This window comes from Bacillus mexicanus (assembly GCF_050445615.1).
In the GTDB taxonomy this organism is placed as follows: Bacteria; Bacillota; Bacilli; order Bacillales; family Bacillaceae; genus Bacillus; species Bacillus mexicanus.
The window spans coordinates 303557-319929 of the sequence record NZ_JBCEYV010000004.1; the positions used below are offsets into that span (position 1 = coordinate 303557).

Here is a 16373-nt window from a genome sequence, read left to right on the forward strand (position 1 = left end):
GTAAAGGGACATTTCTCAAGCGATAGATATTTTTAATTTGTTTTACAAAAAATAAGAGAGGCTTGTTCATCAAATTTATCAGTTACTTAATTAAAGTAAGTCATCCAAAACGATCTGCAGTTTCCTTCTGTTTGTTAGGAAAAAGATGTCCGTAAGTATTCATTGTAAAAGAAACGGAACTATGTCCTAATCGCTCTTTTATTACTAAATAATCTTCCCCTTGATGGATGAGCAAGGCTACATGTGAATGCCTCAAATCATGGAAACGGATAGGCTCAACATTTCCTCTTTGACAAATCTGTTTTATTTTTCGACTGAAGATATCTTTGGTAGGTGGTCTGTCTTTGTATTGGAACATATAAGTTTCTTCTGATTGATGAATTCCTAATTCATCAAAGATTTCCTTCTGATGTCGTCTCCATTCATCAAGCAATGTTATAAGTTTTGAATTGATACTTATACGGCGAATAGAATTTTTAGTTTTTGGAGATGTAATTATATATTCTTGGTTTATATATGTTAAAGCTTTGTATACATTGATTTCTCTTCTAAACTTGTCTAAATCCTTCCATTGAAGTGCTAAAATTTCTCCTAAGCGCATTCCAGTCAGATAATCGGTCGTATAGAACACCTTAAAAATAAATTCGTCTTTTTCTATGAGACTAATAAATTCTTTGAACTGATCAGGAGTCCAAAACTTCATCTGTTTTTTGACAACACTTAAATTTTTCACCTTTGCACATGGGTTTTTGATTAAAACATCTTCTACGATACCTATATCAAAAATTTTGCTGAGAATGATCATTGTGTTGTTTATTGTCTTGTTTTCAAGTCCTTTATCAATTAGTAATTTTTGAAAGTCTTGAATTTCATTATGAGTAACCTTTTTGACGATACAATTTTCAAAATGTGGGATGATATGTTTTTCTATTGTATATTTTTCAATATTATAATAATTAGGCTTATGGTGAAGCTTACATTGCTCCAAATAAATACTTACTAGTGTAGAGAAACTGATTTCCTTATTGCTTATTAGCAAACCATCACTGTGTGCTTTTTTTATTGCATGATACATTTCTTCAGCATGCTTTTTCGTTTTTAAGGTCATTGTTTTTCTTTTGCGTTTTCCTGTTACTGGATCAAAACCAAGACTAACGTCGATTCTATATCTCCCATCTTTAGTTTTCCTTATAGACATTACTTTGCTCCTTAGAATTGTGCTATTAGTTTATTATCGAAAACGTTGAAACCTTTTGAAGAAAATTTCAGCTGCTCAATTTTATGTTTGATTACAAAAGTAGGGACTTTAAAATAAGTTGCAATGTCGTTTAACGTATATTCATTGAAGTTGATATTTGCATCTTGAATCATTTTATCAGTGACCAAAAGTTCAGAAGCGAATAAGTTGGCCTGATGTTCTAACTTTTCTTCCAAGATGAGTGAACAATTTGATAATTTAAAAGAATTCAATTTCTTATGGAGGAAAAAGTGCCCAAGTTCATGGGCAATAACAAAATTTCTGTAACTGGCATTTTCATTGATGTGAATTATGTACTCATCTTCCTCTTCACAGTATTGAAGGAAGCCATTTACGTTGCCTAAGTTACTTTCTAAATGAAAAATTCTTAAATTGTTACAAATGATACTTACATTGTTTGTTTTATTTTTTTTAATAATTTCTTGTGCTTTGTGTTTTATACTTTTTGAAGTGTAAATGTTCATCACTCTTTCAATGTTTATTATTTGTCTTTGCGCTTCATTTCGTTAACAAACCGGACTCCATTCTTTAATGCTTTTTTTATTAATTCAGCTGTTTCTTCGTCAATATCACCATTTTTCATAAAGAGAAGTGTTTCTTCGTCTTTAAGTTCCTCAATTGCTTCATTAAATGCTTTTTCTAGATTAGAGTTTTTCTTTTGAGGAGGTTGAGGTCTATCTCTATCTAATAAGAAATCAATAGATACATCAAAATAATTTGCAATCTTACTTAATGTTTCACTTGTAGGTAGGATTTCGTCTTTCTCAAACCTTGTTATGGAACTTTGACTTAAGAATAATTTTTCAGCTAATTCTTTTTGGGTTAATCCTCTTTGTTTTCTCAAAGTTTTTAATTTATGACCAAAACTCATTTTTAAGACCTCATTTTTATTTTTATATTACAATTAGTCATATTTTTTTAAAAGAAAATATGCGTATTTTGCATTTTTTGTGTTGACATTATGCGTATAGTCATTTATTATAGGGGTAGTTAATGATTATACGCATTTTTTGGAGGTGGTAAATTTGAATGAGTTTTTGACTGCAAAGGATATTCAAAATATTTTAGGTGTGAAGCAAGCAAAGGCGTATGAAATAATTCGAATACTTAATAAAGAAATGGAGAATGACGGCTATATGGTCATTCAAGGTAAAGTTAATCGTGCAAAATTTGAAGAACGGTATTGTTATAAAAGCAGAAAACAGGAACAGGATGATCATTATGAACCAAAGCCAAACTCATTCATTTATGCGTAAAGCGATTCCGTTGGCCAGACAAATGGAAGGTGATTGGATAGTAAGAATAAAAATTGCTCTGAATTCCGTCATCATAAATCATTATTTAAACCTACCCTTAACAAATGAAAATGTTAATGAATTACTGCGAAAAGGCGTTTCATATCGCAGGATATGTAAGCATTACGGCATTGGAAGAAAAGACATTGAAAAGCTGCGGCAATCATCCATAGTGTGACGTTATATACCACTATAGGGAGCCGTTAAGCATCCTTTGAAAGGGGAGATGCAATGAAAATAAGGGTGAATGCAACAATCATTACTGATGTTGAAGCTTTAAAGGCTGATAAGGATTTGAATCATTTTAAAGACTATGCCACTTGTGAAACATTCGTTGTTGAAGCTGATAATTATTTGAAGGCTAATAAAGAAGTATCTGAGCTGTTAAAAGGCTGGAATTGGTGGTGTATCTGGTCTACTCGACCAATGAGTAAGAAGGAAAACCAGGTGTTTACTTTATATAACGATGATCTGTATAACTTATGTCGCTAGGAGTGTTTGTTCTTTGAAAACTACATACAGACAAAAAAAGCGCCTTGACGAATAATCATCAAGAACGCCGGCAATAAAAACTAGACACTTTTATTATACGGCATTCTTGATGAAAAGTCATGCGTGAGTATTTGAGTGATGAACAGCAATCACTTTAAATGCTGTAGCAGGCTAGAATAAGCGTGCGGAATAGCTGTAGTCAGCTTGATGGCTATAATTAGCCTACTAGGTTGCTATGAGGGCATTAAGCCGTTAGCAACTGATAAGCGCCAGGATGGATACAGAACCGGAGCGAATTCAAAATATAAAATAGAAATTTAATGTTCTTTTGAAAATAAATAATAAAAAAATGAAATGGGGATATGAAAAATGAACTTAAACTTTATTGTACCGGATATCAATATGACTTTTGGAGACATGAAATTCATGGGACTTAACAAAGAAAGATATGTTTATGATCGGGAAAACAATAAGCGTACTGACGTGCTGGAATCTAGGGTTTATAACATTGCTAGTGCTGTGCAAGGTGGTCAAATTGAGGTAACTATTCCCGAGTATGCTGGGGCAAAAGAAATTCCTCCTTTTGCAGATATTGAGTTGAAAAACCCAAAAATTAGCGCTATGGCGACTAGTCAAAGGGATTCAACCTTTGCCAATGTGATGTGGAAACTTGAAGCTGATGATATTGTGGTAAAAGGCGGTTCTTCTGTGAAACCTGCGGCGGCAACTAGTGGGAATGATAAGAAGTAAATAAAAAGAATAGCGTGCCTATAGTATAAAATGGCACGCTATTTTTCAATTTGATCCTTCTTCTCATTTATAGTAGTTCCAAAACCAGACATGATTAAAATTACGCATTCAAGCATAGCTCCTGCTGTACCAATGCAACAAAAAAGAAAAACAAATGGAGCATTCATTAGTAAACTCAATACTAAGCTTTTAAATGTTGAGAATGATGTAACATTTGTTTGTAAAAACAAAATAATACTGAGTAGAGCAAGTGTAGTTAACTCAGAACTTTTATTATGGATAGAAGCCATATGGAATGATGGATAATTTTTTATGTCTATGCCCTTTTCGAGCATCTTTCCAATATAATTTCTAGGAAAAAAATAATTCCATATTATTGCTATCCCTGAAATAGCTGAAATAACGGTGAAAATATAAAATACATCAGTCCGGTTTATATTCTTTTCTGTAAAATAGTTAATAATTGATACTGGAATAAATTTTAAAATTGCAGTAAAAAAGTGTGTGAAGACTTGCGGATGAAATGAAGCCAAGATAATACTAAATAAAAGAAGATAAGTTAAGTATATTGATAATTTGAAATAGTATCCTATGAGTTTGTCAAACATATAATATTTCCTTTCAAAATTATTAATTTAAAATACTAAATGTGTATATTTTATCATTTATTGGATGGGTGGTAAACGTGGTGAAAAGATGTTCAGTGACTATAAATTGAAGGGGGATTTGAAAATTATAAAAAAATTTCTAGGGAAATTCAAAACAAAACCAACACTGTCAATAATTGTTCGTGTTGTTTTGTGGGTTTTATTTTTCTTGTTTTACACCTGGTATCGTAAACCTGTGGGGTGGTTGCCTTTTGATATTTTCATCACTATTTTTCTATCAATTTGTATATTTGTTATGTTTGGTGGTCAGTTTTTAATCATAGACATAATGAACTTGTGGCGTGAGAAAAAAAGAAATCAAACTAAACGTTAGGAGTGTGTTATCATTTCTAAACTTAAGACGATGTTTTGGAAAAATAGGGGGAAAAGAATCCGCCCGCACATGAGAAATAACGTAAAATTAGCAGGCGCAATTATCTTTGTGCTTGTTTTTTTATTGTCTATGTTCCTCTTTTGGAGAGAACAACTCATTCATTTTGATCTATCTCAAGTGATAAAACACTTTGAATGGACTGTGCCTTTAATCATTAAAAGCGTTTTATGCTCTGTGTTAATTGCTGTTGGAAGCATAGCTGCAACCTATTTTCTTTTCTTTGATAGTTATAAGAAAATCCTTCACAGACAAAAGATCGCAAAAATGATTTTCTCCAATAAGTATTACGAGAAAGAAAATGTGAAAGTAAGAAAACTCTTCTCAAATGAAACTGACACAAAGGAAAAGATCACTTATTTTCCTAGAATGTATTATCAGGTCAAAAACAACCACATTTATATTCGTATTGCTATGGACATGAGCCGTTTTCAGAATCGCTTCCTAGACTTAGGAAAGGATTTGGAAAACGGCTTATTTTGTGACTTGGTTGATAAACAAATGGAAGAAGGTTTTGTATGCTTTAAACTTCTTTACGATGTCAAAAAGAATCGTATTTCCATTGATGATGCAGTAGCTGAGAATGGAGTCCTTCCGTTAATGAAGCATATCTCATGGCAATTTGATAAGTTGCCGCACATGCTTATTGCGGGTGGTACAGGTGGAGGGAAAACATACTTCATGCTAACGATCATTAAGGCATGTGTTGGACTGGGGGCAGATGTAAGAATACTAGACCCTAAAAATGCAGATTTAGCAGACTTGGAAGAAATACTTCCGAAAAAGGTCTATTCCCAAAAGAACGGTATTCTTATGTGCCTGAGAAAGTCTGTAGATGGCATGATGGAACGAATGGATGAAATGAAGCGAATGTCTAACTATAAGACAGGTGAAAATTATGCCTATTTAGGCTTAAAACCTGTTTTTATCTTCTTTGATGAATATGTGGCGTTTATGGATTTATTAGATATGAAAGAAAGAAACGAAGCCCTTTCTTACATGAAACAGTTGGTCATGTTGGGGAGACAGGCGGGGTATTTTCTCGTTTTAGGCGCACAACGTCCAGATGCAAAATATTTAGCTGACGGTATTCGTGATCAGTTTAGCTTCCGTGTGTCATTAGGTTTAATGTCTGATACGGGTTACGGAATGATGTTTGGCGATGTTGATAAAGCATACGTAAATAAAAAAGAGACAGGGCGAGGCTATGCCGATGTGGGCACAGGTTCAGTGTTGGAGTTTTACAGCCCTATCGTGCCGAAAAGATATGATTTTATGTCATCTATTAAAAATGCGCTAGTTGGAGTCGCGGGAGCGCAGGCGACGGCAGTCGCCAGCGGCAGCGTAAGCGACCAGACGGCCAGCGGCAGCGTAAGCGACCAGACGGCCAGCGGCGAAGGAGTGAGCGAAGCGAATGGATGAGCTAAAACAACCCCCCCACGCTAACAGGGGGGTAGTAATCGTAAAAGAAGAAAATGAAACCGTTGAAAGTCCTTTGGTATCAATGGTTGACTATATTCGAGTCTCTTTTAAAACTCATGATGTTGACCGAATTATTGAAGGAATTCTTCACCTTAACAAAGACTTTATGACTGAAAAATCGTCTGGTTTCTATGGCTACGTTGGTACGTACGAACTGGACTATATCAAAGTCTTTTATTCTGCGCCGGATGATAACAGAGGTGTTTTGATAGAAATGTCCGGTCAAGGTTGTCGTCAGTTTGAATCCTTCTTGGAATGTCGGAAGAAAACATGGTATGACTTCTTTCAAGATTGCATGGCGCAAGGTGGTTCATTTACTCGCTTTGATTTGGCGATTGATGATAAAAAGACGTACTTCTCTATACCGGAATTATTGAAGAAAGCCCAAAAGGGCGAATGTATTTCACGATTTAGAAAATCGGATTTCAATGGCTCCTTTGATCTATCTGATGGCAATACAGGTGGAACGACAATATATTTTGGTTCTAAAAAGTCAGAAGCGTACCTTTGCTTTTACGAAAAAAATTATGAACAAGCAGAAAAGTATAACATTCCGTTGAAAGAACTAGGCGATTGGAATCGTTATGAACTGCGGCTTAAAAATGAACGTGCACAAGTTGCCATAGATGCTTTATTGAAAACAAAGGATTTAACCTTAATCGCAATGCAAATTATTAATAACTATGTAAGGTTCGTTGATGCTGATGAAAACATCACTAGAGAGCATTGGAAAACGAGCCTTTTTTGGTCTGAATTTATAGGTGATGTTGGGAGACTCCATTTGTACGTCAAACCACAAAAAGACTTCTACCAAAAATCAAGAAACTGGCTTCGTAACTCTTGCGCGCCCACTATGAAAATGGTGCTTGAAGCTGATAAGCATCTAGGGCAAACTGATCTGTCAGATATGATCGTAGAAGCTGAACTGGCGAAAAAACATGAACAAATGTTGAATGTGTTTATAGCTGATGTTGCTGATATGGTCGTTTGAAAAAACAAGCTGCTAAACCTTTATGAACATAAGTGATGCGATTAAACGTATGTGTCAACGGTACCGGAACAAAGTGAGGATAAGGAGTTGACATATTCAGCGCCAACCAAACCCTCTTGGCATTGAACAAACAACCGTTTGTTCCTGCCTACCGGCGAGGGAGTCCCCCGATGATTCGGGGGAATAGGGGGCTAGATTAACAGCAATCCAACGTGCATACGTTGGTGGGTTTGGGCAAAGCCCAAGAAATTTAAAAAGAGGTGCTTAAATGTTGAACGTAAATTTGTTAAATCGTGCATATTTAGAAAGTGAGTTAGAGAAGGTTGGTTTATTGCGATTAGCTGAGACATTTATTGAAAAATTGCTAGAAACAGTACCTTATTATGAACAAGGTCAAAGGATTTTACTTGAATCTGAATCTCCTTTAAAGGATGATATTATACGTTTTGTATCTGCTGTCTTTTTCATTCCTGAAAGTGAAGATGAAGAGGAAGAAACAGAGGAAGTTAATGTTGAGTTTGAAATTTTGAGGTCTTATGATAGCTTTCCAAAATGAGGTGGTTGGATGTCAGCGGTAGATAATCACTTCAAAAGAATGGGCTTTAATGTTGGTATTCCCTCTTTAGTTTTTGTAAGGAGTTTAAGCAGAGATTGCATGTTGGTTGTTGAAGGAGAACGAGTAAAAGGGTTTGCTGAATACCGTTATACATTTTATAAAACAAAATATTTGCCGGACGGTCGAATGACTAGTTTAAAAGTTTATATAGAGAATCAAAGCATAAAAAGGGTGTTACATCGTGTAGCATCCTTTTTATTATTCCTTAAAAAAACAAAACAGGTTTGAAGAAAGCGAGGTCTTTCATGAAACAGAGTGTTGAGGTCGTTGAGATTAAAGGTAAACCAGTGGAAGTGATCGTGACGGAGTTAAACGAACCAAACTATGAAAAAATGGCGAGAGCCATTTTGAAAATGACAAAAAACATCAAAGTTAACCAGGAGGAAAGTGCTTAGAAATCTATGAAAGGAGAGTGAATCGAATTGCTTCATAAAGAAATTGACTTGGATAAAAAAGAAGAATCCTTTTTTCGGTCTGCTTTTCAAAAGCTGAAACGAATTGAAAGACCGGAAAAAGACAAACAAAAAGTACCTCGTGACAGGTCAAAGCTGATCGCAGTTACATTATGGTCTTGTGTTGGGGGCTTGCTGTTTATCTGTATGCTTGCTGTGCTCCTTTCAATTAATACTCGATCCCAACTTAATGACATGAAAGACGAAGCGAATAAGCCAACAAATGAAGATAAACAAAAAATTTCGGTGGCTGCTGCTGAAAACTTTCTGTCAGGGTTCATCAATGAATATGTGAATGTGAAGAACGATCAAGAATCTATTGAAAAACGCATGCAGAGCCTTGAAAGCTACATGGTGAAACAGGAAGATAACCATTTTGAGGATGAAGATCGTTTTAATGTGGATGGCTTAAAAGGTGATCGAGAGTTAAAGGGTTACAGCTTATATAACGTGAAAGAAGGTGATAAAAACAGCCTTTTTCAATATAAGGTCACATATGAAAATTTCTACCCTGTAGAGAAGGAAGTTGAAAAAGAAGTTAAAGACGGAAAGAAAAAAAAGAAGGTAAAAGAAAAGGTTAAAACAAACGAGAAATCTGAAAAACAAATGTTGCTGAATATTCCAGTCACAAATAAAGGTGATTCCTTTGCGGTGTCTGCTGTTCCTTACTTTACACAGATTTATGATCTGAAAGGCAATATTGCTTCTGAGGGCAAAGAAGACACTAGAGACGAATATGCAGGCGAGAAAAAAGAATCTATCGAATCATTTCTTCATACTTTCTTCGAGAAATACGCTTCTGAAAAGAAAGAAGAAATGGTTTATATGATGAAAAAGCCGGAAGCGTTGGAAGGAAACTTGTTATTTGGGGAAGTGCAGTCAATGAAAATCTTCGAGACGAAAAAAGGTTTCGAGGTTTTTTGTGCTGTTCGATTTAAGGAAAAAGAAAATGATATTCCCGTAAATGAAAAATTTAGTTTAGAGATTACGGAAAACAGCGGTCAGTTTTATGTAAATAAACTCAAACATCAATAGGAGGTTTAAATATGGATTTCATGAATTTCTTTATTCTTGGCGCAGACCTTCCAACGCTTGGAGGGGTAAAAGGTTGGGCATCAGATGTTGTTATCCAATTCATTACGATCGTGGTCATGTTCATAGCCGCAAAAAATCTGATGAAATTAAAAATGGGCGGCATCATCTTTGTTTGCTGTATTGGCAGTGCGGTAACGTGGGTTATTAAACATTGGTCAGAATTCTCCGGCTGGATCAATGCGCTAATGGAAAAATTGTAAGGGGGCATCTGAATGGGGCGTCTGGTGTTCAACTACCGGAAAGCAATGAGAGAGCCGAAAAAAATTCAGCAATTAACCGAAAATTATTCGTTACCCTTTGCAGTTGAGTTAATACCGGCTATTAACTATTTCATTTTTGTTGGCCTATGCTTTGGGTTCTGGTACGGCGTGAGGATGATTTTTCCTCACGCTTTTGATAATAGTTACGTCATCGTGATTTTTGGAATACCATTTTTTTTAACGATGCTTGTGACGAAAATAAAGCCGGAAGGAAAAAACATCTATTTATATTTCTTTGATTTCGCAAAATATTACTTCTTCATAAAGCTTCCACAAAAGAAGTATTGCAATGACCGAAAGGTTGATTTAAGTAACGAAAAACAAATTGAGTTTCAAAAACTTGTGAAGGTGGTGGATTATTCAAATGAGATTAAAAACGCCTATGAAGGCAATACACAAGAATTTACTGTTAACAAGAACGGGCGACGTGTGGGCGTACTACCGAATAAAAAGCAATTCGATTCCTATGCAAAATAGAGAAAAAGTTGAATCGTATAAGAAGAAGTGGCAGCATCTTTTTGAAGAAATTACATCTTATGAGGATTTTCACTTGATGATGTATCCAAGTGAGTATGAATTAGAAAAACGATTTAAGGATTTAGAAACAGATATTGCGGCAGATGCAATGGATGTGGCACGTTACTACAATGAAGAAACGGTAAGGCTGTTAGAACAGCGATTAGGAAGGCTGACAAAGTATGACTTCATATTAGGTGTAAAACTGAAAAGCAGTCTTGTAAATATTAGTGTCGAACTTAAAGACAATATCCTATCTTTTTTCAATACGGCGACTGATACAGTCGTGAAAATGCTCGGGTGGGAACAAAATGTTTCCACCTCTTTTTTTGAAAAATATGAGGAAGTCGAAGAAACACTAGCGAATATCATGGCTTCTGTTCGCGGAGAACGGCTTTCAGAAACAGAAATGACATACATTAACCGTTATCACTTTGTACGTGGGTTAAAGCACCAAACGAATGAAGAAAGTGAGATAAAGGATGTTCGCTCTATTACAAACACGATCATAGACCCCACTGACCCATCAGTTTTACATCTGCATAGTGACCAAGATGAAGGCTATTCAGCTTTTGTCGTGATTGACGAATTTCTTCACAATATGTCGGAAAGTGATTTGTTTTATGAAGCACAGTCTCTTCCCTTCCCTGTTGAAGTTCAGATGAAAATTCAAACGGAATCAAAGTCCATTACCAAGCCTGCCCTCAACCTCAAAAGACAGCAATTGAAAGAAGAACAAAAAGAACAACAAAGCACAGGCGATCGAAGTGATGTTTCAACTGTCACAAGTGCCACAATGATAAGGCATTTACAAGATGAAATAAAGAAAGAAGATGTGCATGTGATGAACTGGCTGTCAGTGATAGTCGTTCATGGAAAGACAAAAAAAGAATGTGTGGGAAAAGCAACGATTGTGAAAAGGCATTTAAAAGGCGCTGGCATTACTTGTCGGCTTCCGGTGGCTGATCAACTGAACCTTTTTTATAAAATGCTTCCTGGTGAAAAGTTAGACATAACCGATAAGAACTGGATTCAAAAAACAACGCAAGACGGTGTGGCAGAAAGTCTGTTTGCTGTTAACTCTGATATTGGTTCGAAAATCGGGTTCTTTCTCGGTTGGGTTGATCGTTTCCAAGAGCACACCGACTTAGAAAGTGCCATTATGTCCAGCCGTGATTTTGTCTTATTCCACCCTTTCTTAGCGAATCAGCAGTTAAAAGGTTCAAAGACACGTTCTCCTCACTGCTTAATCACAGGAGACACAGGAAACGGCAAGTCATATCTAGCGAAATTGATCTTTAACTATATCAGCATGTTAAACATCAAATCTCTGTATATAGACCCTAAAAAGGAAATGAGAAAGTGGATTCAAAGAGTCTTGAATGATGAGTACATTAGAGAGAATTTCCCCTTATATATTGCTCATTTAGAGAAATACAACTATATCACGTTAGATCATGAAAACACGCACAACTGGGGAGCGCTTGATCCTATTTCCTTCCTCCCTCCTATGAAAGCAAAAGAGCTGGTTCAAGTCATTTTTGAACAAGTATATGACTTTAAAGGGAAAGACGATGTGAACACAGCCTTCCTTCGTGCTACGTCAGAAGTAATTGAGTTGAAACAAAAAGGTGAACAGGTCGGCTCACTTGATATTATTCGGAGGATGCAGAACCATCCGGAAGAAGCTGTACAAAAAGCTGGCGACTATTTAAATGAGGTTGTGTCAGATTCTATTTTGAAACTTTGTATTCATGATGGTTCAAACCCTGCATTGTCACTTGAAAAACGAATCACCATTTTAGAGGTTGAAAATATGGATTTGCCTGATCATGCTGAGCGACTTGAAAACTACACCATATCACAACTAAAGTCTAGTGCGGTCATGTTTGCACTCGGTAAGTTCTGCGAACTATTCGGCATGAATCAAGATGAACAGACTGTTGAATTTATAGATGAAGCGTGGATATTTACCACGTCACAACAAGGAAAAAAAGTAGAAAGACAAATGCGCCGGATTGGTCGCTCATACAACAATGCGGAATACTTCATTTCCCAATCCACAAAAGACGCTTTGAAAGAAGAGGATTCCGGAAACTTTGGCGTTGCCTTCGCCTTTGATGAACCAAACGAACGTGAAGAAGTGTTGAAATGGATGAACATGGAGGTCACAAAAGAAAACAAAAAAATGATGGAATCCATGTTTCAAGGTCAATGTCTATTTAAAGATTACTATGGCCGTACCTCCAAAATTTCGATTGAATGCTTATTCGAAGAATGGCAAGGTGCTCTGAAAACGGTTGAGAAAAAAGCTGTCGCATATGCGGAAGAAAAATATTTGTAAAAGGGGTTAAGACGTACATGGAAATTGCTTTATTAAATTCTCTTGTCGTAACAGTTCCAGGATTTTATAAAGCTGAGAAAATCACATTAGAAGACGCACAGCAGTGGCTTAAGTGTTATGAAGGACGATACAAAAGCTTTATAGGTCATAAATCAACGGCACAGTTTCTTCAAGAATTATTAGGCATTAAAGTTGAACAGAATCGAAAGATTTTTAGACATATGAAGTATCAGAAGGCAATCTGTTTTTCTCTGAATGAACGTTATCCTGAAAATGTTGTGCTATCGAAAAAAGATTTAGAGAAAGCTAGATACCAATTTTATTTATTAACTCGATTAGATTAGGAGGTGGCTGTGATGAAGAAAAAAAGGATTCTGATTGTATCGGCTATCGTGTTGCTGTTTTTAACTGTCGCATCAGCTATAACAGTATTTTCGGCTGACGGAGATACCACAACGCAGCCAAAAGTCGAAAAGGCTGGTGGTGTGGAATTGAAGGTGAAAAGATTTCCTATATCACGTTATCAAGCGAATAATGAAGCATCTGACGATTTAATCAAGGGGGCGTTTGTGGGGATGGCAAACGTCACTTTTTCTTTTGCGGGAAACTTTGTCCGTGTGGTTGATGCGGGAATGGATATTTTGTATAACTTGCAACCAATTGACGAGTTCGCAAATTCTATTACAAACGTCTCTAAAACAGTTTATAAAACACTGAAAAAGAATTTCGGTGAAGCTTTATTTATTTTCACGTGTGCCTATGTTGTCTACCTGTTCTGTGTGAGAGGTAGCGTAAAAGAAGCAATGCGGCGAAGTATTCTATTTATTTGTGTCATGGTGATCGGCGGGCTTTGGATGTCAAACGCTGGTTATTACATGAAAGCGTTGAATGCTTTGTCTGTTGAAGTACAAGGAAAACTTTTAACTGCGGGAAATGGTTTGGTTGGCATTGTGCATGATGAAGGCAATTTTGCAGACAGTTCTGCAATTGAAAAAGGAAAAGAAATGGAAGGCACAGTTGCGGTTATGCGTAATCTTTACTTTGACATTGCTTTGATGAAGCCATTTCTAATCGTGAACTTTGGAGAAACAAGTGAAGCAAAAATTAATGAAAGAGGTGATTCGAAAGAGAAATTATCAAGGGTCGATAAATTGCTTTCATACAAGCTGTCAGAAGACGGAGAAAAAGCAAAAAAGAAATATATAAAGGACACTGAAATTGAAAAATATGATAATGAGCCTATGACTGCTGGAAGTGCTTTTACTCAACTTGGAGAGTCTTTTATCGCTGTAGTCGCTTCTATTGTCATTGGGATACCATTTTTAGCATTAGCGTTCTTTAATTTCTTGCTTCAAATTATCGCTTTAGTGATTGTATTCTTTGTGCCATTTGCTTTCATCTTAGCGTATGTTCCCCAATTAGCTTATTCGGGATTTGTTACGCTTGGACGCTTAGGGAGTGTTTACCTGCTGAAAGCAATGTTAGGGGTAATCGTTTTGTTTGTGTACGTGACTTGTTTTATCGTTGACAAGTTAATACCGCCAAATGGTTTTGGAATGTATCTTTTAAATGTTGCTGTCCTTGCCTCAATCTTGTGGATTGCTTTTTACAAGAGGGATGCCATTATCAAGTTTGTGACTGCTGGAAAAGTTGTTTCAGTTGATAATAATTTGATGGAAAACATGAGACAAAATGTTGTTCAACCAGCTTGGGAAAATGCTAAGAAAATAGGAAGCACATTGGGTAACGGAGGGGGCGTATTTACTGACTTTGCTAAGAATTTTAGGGGGAGGAAAGATAGTTCAAATACTGATGGCGTAACTGGTGCTCCAAGTGGCGGCGGTAATTCTCCGAGTGGGGCTGCTATGGGATATGATAATACTCATGCTATTTCCAGAACACCGCAAAAAGAGACTGCTAACGGAATATCTAGCCATAACAACCGTAACTTGAAGCGAAATCCTCAAACTCTATTGAAAGAACAACAAAAACAAAAAGAAGCCTTTGCAAATGCAAAAGAAAATAAACAGCAATCCCATTTAGACAGATTGAGAAAAGAAGGAATAAACTCTCCTATGCTGAAAGATGTTTTGAATGAAGGAAATGAGGATTTATCCAAACGAGCACCTATCTTGCAGGATAAAAAGGATGAATCAGCTAGAACAGATCAAAAAGAATATGTTGAACAGCTTCTTAAACAGCCAGATAATCAGCAACAAACTGACGATGCATCATTACAACTTGAAGATGAAACTACTTCTAATAGAGCACCAGTCTTACAAGAGAATGAAAAAGATACAGAACGTACTGATCAGAAAGCGTATGTTTATGAAGAACAAAATCAGAATCCTGAAACAGATCAGCAACAAGATTTTGAAGTCCAGAAAGATGATTCTGTTTCAAAGAGTGAGTCTGTAGCACAAGAGAAAACAGCAGACCTCAAACGATCTGACCAAAAAGTCATGACGAATCAACCTGAACCACAGCTCGGTATTGAAAGTCCCCAATCTACAAAAGTAGAAAATCAACCTATTGCCAATAATGAACGAATAATCAGACCATCTGAACCCGCAAAAGTTCATTCAGATGGTATTCGTGCTGAGAAAAAACAGACGGATGCACCTGCTGAAAGTAAGACTGTATTAAGAGAGAAACAGCCTTCATCACAAACCATTAAGCGAACTGAACAAAACGTTAATACATTTGAACAAGTCTCGTTAAATGAAATTGCAAGACGCACTACATCAAAAGTAGAAGATCGACTGAGAAGGGATGAAAGAACAAGATGATAAGTAAAAAGGTAGTTCTTCCTTTGGTGTTCTCGGCTCCTTTTATCTTCTTTTTTGTTTTATGTATCGCAGTGATTATGACGATTTCAAGAGAAAATTCAGTCGGGGACGATTTTATAGGCGGTGGGGATGGCGAATATGAAACGGTTGGCATTGCACCGGAGGTCGAACGATTTAGGGCTGTATTTGAAAAGTACGCCCGTCAAGAAGGCGTTTTCGATCAAGTGAATATTATTATGGCGCTCACCATGCAAGAAAGTGGTGGGCGTTCTTTAGATATCATGCAAAGCTCCGAAAGTATCGGCTTACCTCCCAACTCCATAACTGACCCAGAACGTTCGATTGAAGTCGGCATTAAACATTTTAAAAAGGTTTTTAAACAGGCTGGCGGTGATGTTCGTTTAACCTTACAGGCATACAACTTTGGTTCTGGATTTATAGACTATGTCAAAAAAAATGGCGGGAAGTACACAAAGAAAATGGCACTTGATTTCAGCCGTTTGCAAGCTTTTAAAATGGGCTGGAAAAGCTATGGTGACCCTAGTTATGTGGATCATGTCATGAGGTATGTAAAAGGCTCAGATAAAAATGTAAAGCCAGTGAATGGCTCTATGGATTTCTATGAAACGGTCATGAAGGAAGCTTTGAAATATGAAGGGCAACCGTATGCCTGGGGTGGTTCAAACCCGAAAACTGGATTTGATTGTTCGGGCCTTGTTCAGTGGTCTTTTGCGAAAGCTGGAATCACTCTTCCTAGAACAGCGCAAGAACAACATGGGGCAACAAAGAAAATAAGTGAAAAAGAAGCGACTGCGGGTGACTTAGTGTTCTTTGGTGGCACATATGAAGGGAAAGCCATTACTCACGTCGGCATCTATGTAGGCAATGGCAGAATGTTTAATTCAAATGACAGTGGAATCGAATATTCTGATCTGAAATCAGGTTATTGGAGAGATCACCTTGTATCTTTTGGGCGAATTAAATAACTAGGAGTG

At 36.5% G+C, this 16373-nt stretch carries 20 protein-coding genes and 1 pseudogene; 17 read left to right on the forward strand and 4 right to left on the reverse strand.

All coding sequences use genetic code 11. The features are described from left to right. Positions 1–90 precede the first annotated feature (90 nt). The 3 genes and pseudogenes from AAGG74_RS20815 to AAGG74_RS20825 all read right to left on the reverse strand — a co-directional run bounded on the left by AAGG74_RS20815 (position 91) and on the right by AAGG74_RS20825 (position 2129). Positions 91–1198, reverse strand: a pseudogene (locus tag AAGG74_RS20815) (tyrosine-type recombinase/integrase). Positions 1199–1209: 11 nt separating this feature from the next. Then, positions 1210–1722, reverse strand: coding sequence for an ImmA/IrrE family metallo-endopeptidase (locus AAGG74_RS20820; protein ID WP_429677054.1), 513 nt, complete (start codon positions 1720–1722; stop codon positions 1210–1212). A 17-nt stretch (positions 1723–1739) separates the two neighbouring features. Then, positions 1740–2129 (reverse strand): helix-turn-helix domain-containing protein, encoded by a 390-nt coding sequence (locus tag AAGG74_RS20825; RefSeq protein ID WP_429677056.1) that lies wholly within the window; start codon positions 2127–2129, stop codon positions 1740–1742. Between the two features lie 154 nt (positions 2130–2283). On the opposite strand from AAGG74_RS20825, the gene xis reads away from it, so the two are divergent. The 5 genes from xis to helP all read left to right on the forward strand — a co-directional run bounded on the left by xis (position 2284) and on the right by helP (position 3795). Continuing rightward, entirely contained in the window at positions 2284–2514 is a 231-nt protein-coding gene (xis, locus tag AAGG74_RS20830; RefSeq protein ID WP_429677057.1) for an ICEBs1 excisionase, read from the forward strand. Next, a complete protein-coding gene (locus AAGG74_RS20835) occupies positions 2480–2731 on the forward strand; it encodes a hypothetical protein (protein WP_429677058.1) in 252 nt (83 codons plus the stop codon). The genes xis and AAGG74_RS20835 overlap by 35 nt, the downstream gene beginning before the upstream one ends. Before the next feature lie 53 nt (positions 2732–2784). Then, positions 2785–3045, forward strand: a complete 261-nt coding sequence (locus AAGG74_RS20840; RefSeq protein WP_429677059.1) for a hypothetical protein — start codon at positions 2785–2787, stop codon at positions 3043–3045. A gap of 204 nt (positions 3046–3249) precedes the next feature. Then, entirely contained in the window at positions 3250–3366 is a 117-nt protein-coding gene (locus AAGG74_RS20845; protein WP_429677060.1) for a hypothetical protein, read from the forward strand. A gap of 48 nt (positions 3367–3414) precedes the next feature. Then, complete coding sequence (gene helP, locus AAGG74_RS20850; protein ID WP_087614343.1) at positions 3415–3795, forward strand: helicase processivity factor HelP; 381 nt, start codon at positions 3415–3417, stop codon at positions 3793–3795. Between the two features lie 38 nt (positions 3796–3833). On the opposite strand, the gene AAGG74_RS20855 is transcribed toward helP, so the two are convergent. Beyond that, positions 3834–4403 carry a hypothetical protein gene (locus AAGG74_RS20855; protein ID WP_429677062.1) on the reverse strand — a complete coding sequence of 190 codons (570 nt, stop codon included), beginning with the start codon at positions 4401–4403 and terminating at the stop codon, positions 3834–3836. Between the two features lie 403 nt (positions 4404–4806). Between AAGG74_RS20855 and conQ the strand changes: the two genes are divergently transcribed. The 12 genes from conQ to AAGG74_RS20915 all read left to right on the forward strand — a co-directional run bounded on the left by conQ (position 4807) and on the right by AAGG74_RS20915 (position 16364). After that, entirely contained in the window at positions 4807–6255 is a 1449-nt protein-coding gene (gene conQ, locus AAGG74_RS20860; protein WP_429677063.1) for a coupling conjugation protein ConQ, read from the forward strand. Next, entirely contained in the window at positions 6248–7306 is a 1059-nt protein-coding gene (gene nicK / locus AAGG74_RS20865; RefSeq protein WP_429677065.1) for a DNA relaxase NicK, read from the forward strand. The genes conQ and nicK overlap by 8 nt, the downstream gene beginning before the upstream one ends. A gap of 268 nt (positions 7307–7574) precedes the next feature. Further along, on the forward strand, positions 7575–7862 hold the full coding sequence (locus tag AAGG74_RS20870) for a hypothetical protein (RefSeq protein WP_072183618.1): 288 nt from the start codon (positions 7575–7577) through the stop codon (positions 7860–7862). Positions 7863–7871: 9 nt separating this feature from the next. Next, positions 7872–8150, forward strand: a complete 279-nt coding sequence (locus AAGG74_RS20875; protein WP_429677066.1) for a hypothetical protein — start codon at positions 7872–7874, stop codon at positions 8148–8150. Positions 8151–8167: 17 nt separating this feature from the next. Continuing rightward, positions 8168–8317 (forward strand): hypothetical protein, encoded by a 150-nt coding sequence (locus AAGG74_RS20880; RefSeq protein ID WP_429677068.1) that lies wholly within the window; start codon positions 8168–8170, stop codon positions 8315–8317. 27 nt (positions 8318–8344) lie between these two features. Next, positions 8345–9409, forward strand: a complete 1065-nt coding sequence (locus tag AAGG74_RS20885) for a conjugal transfer protein (RefSeq protein WP_429677070.1) — start codon at positions 8345–8347, stop codon at positions 9407–9409. 11 nt (positions 9410–9420) lie between these two features. Beyond that, entirely contained in the window at positions 9421–9669 is a 249-nt protein-coding gene (gene conC, locus AAGG74_RS20890; protein WP_003328173.1) for a transposon conjugation system subunit ConC, read from the forward strand. A 12-nt stretch (positions 9670–9681) separates the two neighbouring features. Further along, a complete protein-coding gene (locus AAGG74_RS20895) occupies positions 9682–10206 on the forward strand; it encodes a conjugal transfer protein (RefSeq protein ID WP_429677071.1) in 525 nt (174 codons plus the stop codon). Further along, complete coding sequence (gene conE / locus AAGG74_RS20900; protein ID WP_429677073.1) at positions 10094–12589, forward strand: VirB4-like ATPase ConE; 2496 nt, start codon at positions 10094–10096, stop codon at positions 12587–12589. Before AAGG74_RS20895 ends, conE begins: the two co-directional genes overlap by 113 nt. Positions 12590–12606: 17 nt before the next feature. Next, on the forward strand, positions 12607–12933 hold the full coding sequence (locus AAGG74_RS20905) for a YddF family protein (RefSeq protein ID WP_429677075.1): 327 nt from the start codon (positions 12607–12609) through the stop codon (positions 12931–12933). A 3-nt stretch (positions 12934–12936) separates the two neighbouring features. Beyond that, a complete protein-coding gene (locus AAGG74_RS20910; RefSeq protein WP_429677077.1) occupies positions 12937–15378 on the forward strand; it encodes a CD3337/EF1877 family mobilome membrane protein in 2442 nt (813 codons plus the stop codon). Continuing rightward, on the forward strand, positions 15375–16364 hold the full coding sequence (locus tag AAGG74_RS20915; RefSeq protein WP_429677079.1) for a bifunctional lytic transglycosylase/C40 family peptidase: 990 nt from the start codon (positions 15375–15377) through the stop codon (positions 16362–16364). The genes AAGG74_RS20910 and AAGG74_RS20915 overlap by 4 nt, the downstream gene beginning before the upstream one ends. The last annotated feature ends 9 nt before the right edge of the window (positions 16365–16373 follow it).